The following is a 10,329-nucleotide window of genomic DNA, read 5'->3' on the forward strand; positions in this document are numbered from 1 at the left end:
AAATCACACCAGCTGCGGCGTATTTCTGCCGTTCCCGTGGAACGTGCACACCGGGCGGCAGCCGCCGCCCTCGCCAGAAGCTAGGGCAGGCAGGTACATGCCGGCCCAGCGGCAGGCAAACGCTCGGTGAACTTCTTCGCCCTCAAATGCGGTCAGGCTGTGGAGGTTATGAGGACGTTGATTGCTACTAGAGCCAGACAAGGTCGCGAATACCCAGGTCATTCCTGTTCGCGCGGGCGAGGTGCGGTTTCGGCGGCGTCGGCTTCGCTCGGTGATGCCCGGAGTAGACGGACGGTTCGCGGTGGAGGAAGACACGGCTTCAAGGTGCGAGCCGGCAGCTTCGCGCGGTCGCTCCAAGTCACTGTGGTCGCGGATTTGGCGGTGTGTCGGCGTATGGGGCATGTTGGGTGCCGGTGTGCCGGGAAGTCTGGTCGGCGGCGTAGTCCCGAATCCGCGGGTGCTGCGTGAGAGCGTTGCGACGGACGGGGTCTGGATGACGCTGGTGCTGGCGTTCGGGCTGGTGTTGTTGGTGAGTGTGTCACTGTCGGGGCTGGCTGCTCGGACTGTGTTGTCGACGGCGCTGTTGTTCTTGGTCGCCGGCGCGGTGATCGGGCAGGGTGGTTTCGGCTGGGTGACGATATCGCCCGAGGATCCGCTGGTGATCACTCTTGCCGATGTCGCGCTGTTCACGGTGCTTTTCACCGACGGTCAGCGTGCCAATCTTCCGGCGCTGCGATCCGGGTGGCGGCTGTCGGGTCGTGCGCTGGGGCTGGGCATGCCGTTGACGATGGTGTTGATCGCGCTTCCGGCGCATTGGCTTGCCGGATTGGATTGGGCCACGGCATTTTTGCTGGGGGCAATTTTGTCGCCGACCGATCCGGTGTTCGCCTCCGCTATTGTCGGTCGGTCCGACGTGCCGTTGCGGCTGCGCCGGCTGCTCAACGTGGAATCCGGTCTCAACGACGGTCTCGCACTGCCGTTCGTGCTGATCTTCCTCGCCACTGCCGCGCACGAACATTCCGCGCTCGGCCATGTCGCGCTGGAGCTGGTGCTCGGTATCGTGCTTGGAATCGCGATCCCGGCCGTCGTCGCGTTGGCGTGGCGATCGCGGGTCCTGACCGCGGAGCCGCGTCTGCAAGCGTTGGGGCCGTTGGCGATTGCGATAACCCTGTATGCGGTGTGCGACCTCACCCACGCCAACCCCTATCTCGCCGCGTTCGCCGCCGGGTCCACCCTGGCGACGCTCGACCATGTGGCGGCCGAACAGTTCGAGCCGTTCGGGGACCTGCTGTCGGAGACGACGAAGTTCGCCGCGTTGCTGGTGTTCGGCGCACTGATCACACCGGATCGGTTGTCGCATCTCGGCGTAGGTGGATGGTCACTGGCATTTTTGGCGATCTTCGTGGTACGCCCGGCGGCAATGCTGATTTCACTGCTGAGGACGCGATTGTCGAGGACCGAGCGCGCGGCAGCGGCATGGTTCGGCCCGAAGGGTTTCGCATCGGTTATCTACGGGCTGCTCGCGCTACAGTCCGGAATACCCGACAGCGAGAAAGTCTTCGACCTGGTGGCGGTGACGATCGCACTGTCGATCATCGCGCATTCCTCAACCGACGTTCCTATTGCCCGGCTACTGCGGGTCGAGCCGATGGACGCGCTTCCCAGTGGCAAACCCAGTGACAGCGCAAGTGCTTCTCGCGGGTGTGGCGAGAGTGTCGGGTAGCTCGATGGAACTTCATTCATGATTCGCCCGCGCCCGGACAACTGGCTGAGGTACCCCGTTGGCCTGTCGCAGTAATCCCGTGAAGTTGCGGAGGCCGGCCGACGCGACGCCGGACCAGATCAGGCTGACCATGGGTTTGACACTCCGCAACCTGCGGTAGACGCGCGGTGGATTGGGTAGCCGCAAAATATCCCTGCTCGACAGGGTGGGGAGGTCGATGAGAGGAAGAAGGTGTTTGTCATGGCCGATGTGTCGCGACACCTGGATTTCACCGAACATCCGGACGCTGCGGAAATTCGGGAGCGGCACGACAGGATCCTCGCCGGACCGCAAGCAGTCGTGGTCGACGGCCTGGTACTGCTGGCCGGGTTGTATCTGGCGATCTCGCCATGGGCGGTCACCCCGTTTCCGGTCGCCGGAGCCGCGGGCGGCTTGTCCCGGTTGGCGATGATCAATGTGATCGTGGGCATCGCGGTGGCTGTCGTGGGTCTGTCGCTGGTGGCCGCGCCGCAACGGTGCCACCGCCTGAGTTGGACGCTGGTGGTGATGGGCGTATGGATGCTGGTCACGCCATGGGTAATCGGCCCGCACTCCACGGCCGTGCTCTGGAACAACCTCTGGACCGGTGGTGTCATCACCGCGCTCGGCCTGGCCGCTACCGGCATGCTTGCCGCCGGAGCGACGATAGGTCGACGGTCGACGTCATCGACGGCTGCGCAGCGCCACATGGCTGCCCGGTAGTCCGACCGTCAGTCCGTGCCCGCACCACCCGCGTGCGGGCACGTTACGTCCGAACGGTTTCGATCGCACGCGACAGAGCCTCGTCCTTACATGCTCCAAGGCGAATCTCTCACTCCGCGTCCGGCTTTCGGGCCTCCGGCGCTGTTGCAGCGCGAGGCGCTGTCGAAACCGGCGCTGTGCCGGGAGGAAAGGCGGATCGCCGCAGGCGCGATGCTGCCTTCCACGGCCCGAGCGAGACCACACAGCCCGATCCGGCGGGCTCGATACCGCCGCCCTCGAGAGGACCTGATCATGCGTGCACTCACGGTCGTCCCCGGTAAGAAGGATTCCCTCGATGTTACCGCCGTCGACGATCCAGAACCCGCCGAAGGTGAGCTCCTCGTAACGGGTCTCGCGGTAGGAGTTTGTGGCACCGACCATGAAATCGCCGACGGCGAATACGGGTGGGCGCCAACCGGTTGCGATCGTCTTGTGATCGGACACGAATCACTCGGACGAGTCCGGACCGCCCCGCCGGACAGCGGTTTCCGGCCCGGCGATCTGGTCGTCGGGGTGGTGCGCCGTCCCGACCCGGTGCCGTGCGGCGCGTGCGCCCACGGCCAGTTCGACATGTGCCGCAACGGCCGCTATACCGAGCGCGGCATCAAGGAACTGCACGGCTACGCGAGCGAGAGCTGGACAGTGCCAACCGATTACGCGGTCCGGCTGGACCCGGCGCTTGCCGATGTCGGCATGCTGCTCGAACCGACCACCGTGGTCGCCAAGGCATGGCAGCAAGTGGAACGAGTCGGTGCTCGCGCTTGGTTCCAACCGTGCAGCGTCCTGATCACCGGAGCGGGACCGATCGGGCTGCTCGCCGCCCTGCTGGGCGTGCAGCGCGGCCTCGACGTCCATATTGTCGACCGTGTGGCAACCGGCCACAAACCCGATCTGGCCGCCGGACTCGGCGCCACCTATCACCACGGTGGCATCGACGACGCCGTCAGCGCGGCCCGCCCCGACATCATCATCGAAGCCACCGGCGTCGCCTCGGTCGCTTTCGACGCCATCGCCCTGGCCGACAACTACGGCATCGTCTGCCTGACAGGCGTGTCTTCCAGCCACCAACTCCGCCTCGACGCGGGCAGTCTCAACCGCGAAATCGTCCTGGAGAACAACGCCGTCGTCGGGTCGGTCAACGCCAACCTCGACCACTACGCCGCCGCAGCCCGCGATCTGGCGAAAGCCGACCTGGCGTGGTTGCGCCGACTGATCTCGCGTCGCGTTCCGCTGGAGAGGTTCGCCGACGCGTTTATCCGCGAACCCGGCGATGTGAAGGTCGTGATAGATCTCCACCGAACCGACGCCTGACCGACCGCCGGTCAGGCGTTGAACGCCCAACTGCCCGGTCGAGCCACTGTTGCAAGTTGCAAGGAAGAGTGCGTAGGAGGGTACTGCCTGCGTGCTAGCGGAAGGAGATGGTTGTGCTGGGTATGAGTGGTCGAGCCGATCGGGCCGTGCGACTGGTGATAGGCGACGAAGCCCTCGTCATCGACGGCCGCTACGAGACCGCATCGATCGTCAACGACGTCCTGATCGCCGTATGGTTCGTGGTGGGCAGCATATTGTTTTTCTTCGAGTCCACCCAGACAGCCGCGACATGGATGTTTCTGGTGGGGTCGGTGCAGTTCCTCATCCGTCCGGTCATCCGGCTCACTCGCCGCATCCATCTCCGCCGCCTCGGCGCCGACAGGTCCCGTCGCGTCGACTACGACTACTGAGCATCACGTCGGTTGCTGCCACACGCGACAGGGTGGTCGCCGCGCAGCATCTCGCCGACGGGACGAACCAGAGCGAATCATCTGCGGTGCTAAGCGAGCGTATCGACACATTGCCGGAGAGGACCAAGTTCGCCCCGTTGCTGGTGTTCGGCGCATTGATCACGCCGGAGTGGTTGCCGCACCTCGGCGTAGGCGAACGGTCGCTGGCATTTGGCGATGGTCGTGGTGCGTCCGGGGGGTGCCCGGCTACTGTGTCACGAGCCGATAATGCGCTCCCGGTCGGCAAATCGTTGGCAGCGCAAGTGTTTTAGCGTAGGGGTGGCGGCGGTGTCGAGTAGCTCGATGAGTATTTATTCCTCTTCCCGCGGGCGGGGTGTGGTTTCGGCGGCTTCGGCCTCATCGGGTGGTGCCGGGGCGTAGGCGGACGGCGTGCGGTGGAGGAAGACGTGTGATTCGGTGCGCATCCGTTCCACCATGTGCGGGTAGTGGAGTTCGAATGCCGGTCGTTCGGAGCGGATTCGGGGGAGTTCGTAGAAGTTGTGGCGTGGGGGTGGGCAGGTGGTTGCCCATTCGAGCGAGTTTCCGTATCCCCAAGGGTCGTCGACGGTGACGACTTCGCCGTAGCGGTAGGACTTGAAGACGTTCCAGACGAAGGTGACCATCGACAGGCCGAGGATGAAGGATCCGATGGTGGAAATCGTGTTGAGCGTGGTGAATCCGTCGCTGGGCAGGTAGTCGGCGTATCGGCGGGGCATGCCTTCGGCGCCGAGCCAGTGCTGGACCAGGAAGGTGATGTGGAAGCCGAAGAAGGTGGTCCAGAAGTGCAGTTTGCCGAGGCGTTCGTCGAGCAGCCGGCCGGTCATCTTGGGGAACCAGAAGTAGATGCCGCCGAAGGTGGCGAACACGATGGTGCCGAACAGTACGTAATGGAAGTGCGCCACAACGAAATAGGTGTCGGTGACGTGGAAGTCCAGTGGCGGGCTGGCCAGGATCACTCCGGATAGGCCGCCGAAGAGGAAGGTGACGAGGAAGCCGATCGACCACAGCATCGGCGTTTCGAAGCTCAAAGTTCCGTGCCACATCGTGCCGATCCAGTTGAAGAACTTGACGCCGGTCGGGACTGCGATGAAGAACGACATGAGTGAGAAGAACGGCAGGAGTACCGCGCCGGTGGCGAACATGTGGTGTGCCCATACCGCCATCGACAGGGAGCCGATGGCCAGGGTCGCGTAGACGAGGGCGAGGTAGCCGAAGATCGGTTTGCGGCTGAAGACGGGGATGATTTCGGTGACGACGCCGAAGAAGGGCAGGGCGACGATGTAGACCTCGGGATGGCCGAAGAACCAGAACAGGTGCTGCCAGAGGATCGGGCCGCCGGTCGCGGCGTCGTAGATGTGGCCGCCGAGGTGGCGGTCGAAGGCCAGTGCCATCAGTGCGGCGGTCAGCACCGGGAATGCCAGCAGGATGAGCAGGCTGGTGACCAGGATGTTCCAGGTGAAGATCGGCATCCGGAACATCGTCATGCCCGGGCACCGCAGGCACACGATCGTGGTGACCATGTTGACCGCGCCGAGGATCGTGCCGAGACCGGAGATCGCCAGTCCCATGATCCACATGTCGGCGCCGACGCCGGGGGAATGGATGGCCTCGCTCAGGGGCGTGTAGGCGGTCCAGCCGAAGTCGGCGGCCCCGCCCGGGGTGACGAATCCGGCGGTCGCGATCGTCGCGCCGAACAGATACAGCCAGTAGCTCAGCGCGTTCAGTCGAGGGAACGCCACATCCGGTGCGCCGATCTGCAGCGGCAGGACCGCGTTGGCGAAGCCGAACACCGTGGGCGTCGCATAGAACAGCAGCATGATCGTGCCGTGCAGGGTGAACAGCTGGTTGTACTGCTCGGTAGACAGGAATTGCAACCCGGGCCGGGCCAGCTCGGCGCGCATCAACAGCGCCATCAAGCCGGCGATGAGGAAGAACGCCGTCGCCGAGACCAGGTACATGATGCCGATCAGTTTCGGATCGGTAGTCGTGACGATCTTCCAGATCGCGGAGCCTTTGGGATTCACCCGTGGGGGAAATGGCCGGCGGGCCTCTAGGGGAAGTGTCGCGTGTTCCGATACCGCCATGCCAGCTCCTGGATTGTTTCGATGCGACGTGCGAGTTCGATGCGACCTGAGAGCAACGCACCGGCGATACCCGGGGAGCGTTCGGGCAAACCCTTCGGTGCGACATGCGGATGCATGTGGGCAACACGATGGAACGCTCGGGCGATTCGGCGAACCGTGCCCTCGGCGGTGGGGAACTGGACCGGCGGTGAACAAACGTTTACTATTGTAAACATGCGTTCACCCGAGGATGCCGACCGTACCGCGCGGGCCAGGATTCGCGACGAAGCGCTGCGTCTTTTCGCCGAACGCGGTCCCGACGCGGTGACGATTCGCGACATCGCCGCCGCGGCGGTGGTTTCGCCGGCCCTCGTGATGCGCCATTACCGGTCCAAGGATGGGTTACGCGAGGTCGTCGACGACTATGTGGCGACCGTCTTCGGATCGCTGCTGGAGCAGGTCGCAAGACCGGACGAGGCGAGTGTTTTCGATGTCGGTCGGTCCCGCGGTCTCGCGGAACTGGTGATCGACCAATTGCCGGCTGACTCGGCAGTTCCGCTGTATCTCGGGCGCATGCTGCTCGCCGGGGGTGCGGCCGGGTCCGCGTTGTTCGCGCGGCTGTATGAGCTCAGCCGCGACACGCTCGACGGTATGGCCGCGGCGGGTGCGGTCGAGCGGGGTCCGGATCCCGCGGTTCGCGCCGCGATTCTGCTCGTCAACGACCTGGCTGTGCTGATGTTGCGGCCCCGTCTGAACGAGGTGCTCGGATTCGAACTGCTGTCGGCCAGTGGCATGCAGCGCTGGGGCGCCGAGGTGCTGGCGGTCTACGAGCACGGAATAGCGAAGGACAGATCCGCTCCGGACGGCTGATCGCTCGGCGAACCCCTCCCTTCGGTCACCTCTTTCGTGAAAGGTTCGTTATGTCGAAAATTTCTGCGTCACCCACTGCGGTCGGCGACGCGCTCGTCGCTGCGGCTACCGCGGCCCTGCGCAATCGGCGGGTCGTGCGCGCACCCATCTGGTTGTATCGGGCACGACTGGGTTTCGTGTTCGGATCACGCATGCTGATGCTCGAGCACATCGGCCGCAAGTCCGGCGCTCGCCGATACGTTGTCCTGGAGGTGGTCGACCACCCGGAACCCGACGCCTACGTGGTGGTGTCCGGATTCGGAACTCGCGCCCAATGGTTCCGCAACCTGCAAGCCAATCCCGCGGCTCGCGTGTGGACCGGGCTGCGGATCGCGGCGCCGGTAACGGCACGCGAGCTGAGCCCGGACGAGGCGGCGATCTCGCTGCGGTCCTACGTCACTCGCCATCGGCGAGCCTGGAAGGCTCTCAAGCCTGCGATCGAGAACACCTATGGTGCCGCGATCGATGAGAACTCCCCTGATATCCCGATGATCGAACTTCGGTTGAGCAGCTGACGAGCGCCACGAGGTCCGGGGCCGCGGATCGGGCATGGTCCTTGAACGGGGCACGTCCGGTCTCCTGGCAACGCCCCACCTATCGCTCGGATTCCAGCTCGGTCGTTGCGCTCGTCAATGTAGATCGAGGCGGTCGAATGCCGCGATGGTTGCTGTGACGGCGGCGAGGGCGATGCCGGTCAGAACGCCGAACCAGGCGAAGGAGAGGCCGTGGTCGAGTTGTCCGTCGCCGACGGCGTAGAAGAAGGGAGAAGCCAATCGCGCTGGAGCGAGCCAAGCCACGACGGGGGCGAGGGAGCTGATCAGATAGGCGGCGGCCGCGATGGCCGAGGTGACGCCGAGTGCGGTGCCGCGGCTTCCGGTCGCGGCGCCGATGAGCATGGCGAGAGCGCCGAAGTCCACGCCGAGCAAAAGTACTCCGAGGGTGATGCCGGCCAAGGCGCTGACGCCGATGTGGAGGTCGAAGCCTCGCCCTATGAGGACACAGGCCATGGTGGCGATCACTGCGGGGAGAGACAGCGCGGTCAACGCTGCCGCTTTCTCGAGCACGACCCGTCGGCGGGATACCGGGAGGGTCGTGACCAATGCGAGGGTGCCGTCCTCGTCTTGTCCGGCGAGGCAGGAAGCGCCATAACCGATGGTGATGAGAAGGACGATGAGGGGCACGAAATTCGCGTACAGGTTGGCGTTGAGCCAACCGGTCGGGCTGGTGAGTGACCCGCTGACGCCGAACAGTGCTGCCATGGTCGGGTCATTGACGAGTAGTTGGTCCAGGCTGGTGTCGCTGCGGAACGAGGGGTACAGCGCGACGATGACCAACGCGTAAGCGCCGAGGCCGATCGTGTAGCCATAGACGGACCGGCGACGTAACCGCAGGTCGAGACCGGCGACTCCGGTGCTAGGCATTGCGGGCCTCCGCTGGTTCGTCGCGGTAGTAGGTGCGGAACAGTTCGTCGAGATCGGCGGGTCGGGCGGTGACGTCGACCGCGTTCAACGCTGCGGCTGTGCGAAGTACCGGCGCCACCGGCCCGGTGACCGCGAGTACGACTCGTTCGGCGGCGTCGCTGAGAACCTCGACTCCGTCGAGGGCGGCGAAGGCATCGGTGTCGATCGGGTGGTCGAACCGGAACTCGACGGTGCGGGGAGCGGAACGGCGCAGTCCCTCGACGGTGTCGCTGACCACGATGCGCCCGTCCTTGATGATCGCGAGCCGGTCGACCAGGCGTTGCACCTCATCGAGTTCGTGCGAGGAAAGGAATACTGTTCGACCGTCGGCGACGGTTTCATGGACGAGGCGGGCGAATTCGTCTTGTAGCAGCGGATCGAGTCCTGCCGTCGGCTCGTCCAGAACGAGTAGGTCCGGTCGGTGCATGAACGCCAGGAGAAGGCCGATCTTCTGCCGATTTCCCTTGGACAGGGTGCGGACCGGCCGGTCGAGTTCCGCGTCGAACCGCTGGCCGAGTTCGTCGCAGTAGTGCAGGTCGGTGAGGCCTCGGATACGTGCGAAGCGGTCGATGTGTTCTCGTCCGGTCAGTCGCGGGTAGAGAGCCAGTTCGCCGGGCAGGTAGCCGCCCCTGCGATGGATCGCCACCGCATCGTGAGCAGGGTCGAGGCCCAGGACCCGCACGTGACCGGACGTCGGACGGTAGAGGCCGAGCAGAAGGCGGATGGTGGTCGACTTGCCGGCGCCGTTGGGGCCGAGGAATCCGAACACTTCGCCCGCGGTCACGTCGATGCTGACGTCGGTGATGCCACGGTTGGAGCCGAACCTTTTCGTCAGCTGTGCGGTTGCGATCACATCGTGCATGGGTACGCCCCTCGTTGTGTGCCACACGTGTCTGCGAACGCGGCGTTGAATTGGGCGCGAGCAGTCCGGTCGGCAAGGTCGGCGTCCTCATCATGCGACATGCCGCCATGTCGCATGAGCCGAATGCGCACGTCGAAGGCGGGCGACAGCCGAGGGTACGGACTTCGCGCGAACCGATTGTGCACGGCGGACTCCAGCGGTCTGGGTGGGTCAGTTGGGGAGTTGTGGCGTGAAGGTGGCGAGGTCGTAGATGCCGAGTTGTCGTTCGAGGTCGGCTATTTGGTCTAGATAGCCGGAGACTCCGTGCTCGCCGAATCGTTTCTGTTTCGCTTCTGCGATCTGGTCCGAGATTCGGTCGAAGGTGTTTCCGTCGGCGGTGACGTCCCGGAGGGCGGGGAAGATGACGGTGTCCTCGCGGGCTTCGTGTGGTTCGTACATGGTGATGAATCGGTCGAGCGTGCGGGCGAGGTCGGCGCGGCTGTCTGCGGTGGCGAATCCGGGGGCGGAGCCCATGCCCGGCATGTCCATGGTGGTTGTCGATTGGATGATCGCGATGGTGATCTTGCGCCCGACGTCGTGCTGGATCAGCAGGTCGCGCACGGTGTCCTGGAGTTTCCCGGCCCGCAGCAGGCGGGGGAAGATGTAGCCCTCTTCGATGCCCTCGTGGAAGTCTTCGATGTAGGAGTGGACCATTTGGGCGGAGTGGAACAGTATCGCTGGGTCGAGCTGATCGCCGGTGGTCAGGCGGCGGCCACATTCGCGGTAGATCAAC

General features: G+C 64.7%; 10 protein-coding genes. 6 read left to right on the forward strand and 4 right to left on the reverse strand.

Annotated elements, in window-relative coordinates; all coding sequences use genetic code 11:
- The first annotated feature begins 493 nt into the window (after positions 1-493).
- From ACPCUW_RS34845 to ACPCUW_RS34860, 4 genes are all read left to right on the forward strand, one after another.
- Positions 494-1,723, forward strand: a complete 1,230-nt coding sequence (locus ACPCUW_RS34845; protein ID WP_423429658.1) for a cation:proton antiporter — start codon at positions 494-496, stop codon at positions 1,721-1,723.
- 240 nt (positions 1,724-1,963) lie between these two features.
- Positions 1,964-2,464 carry an SPW repeat protein gene (locus tag ACPCUW_RS34850; RefSeq protein ID WP_423429645.1) on the forward strand — a complete coding sequence of 167 codons (501 nt, stop codon included), beginning with the start codon at positions 1,964-1,966 and terminating at the stop codon, positions 2,462-2,464.
- Between the two features lie 291 nt (positions 2,465-2,755).
- Positions 2,756-3,814, forward strand: coding sequence for a glucose 1-dehydrogenase (locus ACPCUW_RS34855; protein WP_423429647.1), 1,059 nt, complete (start codon positions 2,756-2,758; stop codon positions 3,812-3,814).
- Between the two features lie 122 nt (positions 3,815-3,936).
- The gene (locus tag ACPCUW_RS34860) at positions 3,937-4,224 is read left to right on the forward strand and encodes a YrhK family protein (protein WP_423429649.1); all 288 of its coding nucleotides are present in this window, start codon (positions 3,937-3,939) and stop codon (positions 4,222-4,224) included.
- 350 nt (positions 4,225-4,574) lie between these two features.
- Here ACPCUW_RS34860 and ctaD read toward each other — a convergent pair whose 3' ends face one another.
- Positions 4,575-6,347 carry a cytochrome c oxidase subunit I gene (gene ctaD, locus ACPCUW_RS34865; RefSeq protein WP_423429651.1) on the reverse strand — a complete coding sequence of 591 codons (1,773 nt, stop codon included), beginning with the start codon at positions 6,345-6,347 and terminating at the stop codon, positions 4,575-4,577.
- Positions 6,348-6,560: 213 nt separating this feature from the next.
- Between ctaD and ACPCUW_RS34870 the strand changes: the two genes are divergently transcribed.
- Both ACPCUW_RS34870 and ACPCUW_RS34875 read left to right on the forward strand, forming a co-directional pair.
- A complete protein-coding gene (locus ACPCUW_RS34870; protein WP_423429653.1) occupies positions 6,561-7,196 on the forward strand; it encodes a TetR/AcrR family transcriptional regulator in 636 nt (211 codons plus the stop codon).
- A 50-nt stretch (positions 7,197-7,246) separates the two neighbouring features.
- The gene (locus tag ACPCUW_RS34875; RefSeq protein WP_423429654.1) at positions 7,247-7,750 is read left to right on the forward strand and encodes a nitroreductase family deazaflavin-dependent oxidoreductase; all 504 of its coding nucleotides are present in this window, start codon (positions 7,247-7,249) and stop codon (positions 7,748-7,750) included.
- A 114-nt stretch (positions 7,751-7,864) separates the two neighbouring features.
- Here the strand turns inward: ACPCUW_RS34875 and ACPCUW_RS34880 are convergent, their stop codons facing one another.
- From ACPCUW_RS34880 to ACPCUW_RS34890, 3 genes are all read right to left on the reverse strand, one after another.
- Positions 7,865-8,656 carry an ABC transporter permease subunit gene (locus ACPCUW_RS34880; RefSeq protein ID WP_423429655.1) on the reverse strand — a complete coding sequence of 264 codons (792 nt, stop codon included), beginning with the start codon at positions 8,654-8,656 and terminating at the stop codon, positions 7,865-7,867.
- The gene (locus tag ACPCUW_RS34885; RefSeq protein ID WP_423429656.1) at positions 8,649-9,557 is read right to left on the reverse strand and encodes an ABC transporter ATP-binding protein; all 909 of its coding nucleotides are present in this window, start codon (positions 9,555-9,557) and stop codon (positions 8,649-8,651) included. The genes ACPCUW_RS34880 and ACPCUW_RS34885 overlap by 8 nt, the downstream gene beginning before the upstream one ends.
- A 210-nt stretch (positions 9,558-9,767) precedes the next feature.
- On the reverse strand, positions 9,768-10,329 hold a 562-nt coding region (locus ACPCUW_RS34890), incomplete at its 5' end, for a hemerythrin domain-containing protein (RefSeq protein WP_423429657.1).

Origin of the sequence: Nocardia sp. AB354 (genome assembly GCF_049538315.1) — a bacterium.
GTDB lineage: Bacteria > Actinomycetota > Actinomycetes > Mycobacteriales > Mycobacteriaceae > Nocardia > Nocardia nova.

What these genes read in the sequence shown, in the direction of transcription:
- ACPCUW_RS34845 (WP_423429658.1), top strand. Translation starts at nt 494, where the DNA reads ATGACGCTGGTGCTGGCGTTCGGGCTGGTGTTGTTGGTGAGTGTGTCA.
- ACPCUW_RS34850 (WP_423429645.1), top strand. Translation starts at nt 1,964, where the DNA reads ATGGCCGATGTGTCGCGACACCTGGATTTCACCGAACATCCGGACGCT.
- ACPCUW_RS34855 (WP_423429647.1), top strand. Translation starts at nt 2,756, where the DNA reads ATGCGTGCACTCACGGTCGTCCCCGGTAAGAAGGATTCCCTCGATGTT.
- ACPCUW_RS34860 (WP_423429649.1), top strand. Translation starts at nt 3,937, where the DNA reads ATGAGTGGTCGAGCCGATCGGGCCGTGCGACTGGTGATAGGCGACGAA.
- ctaD (WP_423429651.1), bottom strand. Translation starts at nt 6,347, where the DNA reads ATGGCGGTATCGGAACACGCGACACTTCCCCTAGAGGCCCGCCGGCCA.
- ACPCUW_RS34870 (WP_423429653.1), top strand. Translation starts at nt 6,561, where the DNA reads ATGCGTTCACCCGAGGATGCCGACCGTACCGCGCGGGCCAGGATTCGC.
- ACPCUW_RS34875 (WP_423429654.1), top strand. Translation starts at nt 7,247, where the DNA reads ATGTCGAAAATTTCTGCGTCACCCACTGCGGTCGGCGACGCGCTCGTC.
- ACPCUW_RS34880 (WP_423429655.1), bottom strand. Translation starts at nt 8,656, where the DNA reads ATGCCTAGCACCGGAGTCGCCGGTCTCGACCTGCGGTTACGTCGCCGG.
- ACPCUW_RS34885 (WP_423429656.1), bottom strand. Translation starts at nt 9,557, where the DNA reads ATGCACGATGTGATCGCAACCGCACAGCTGACGAAAAGGTTCGGCTCC.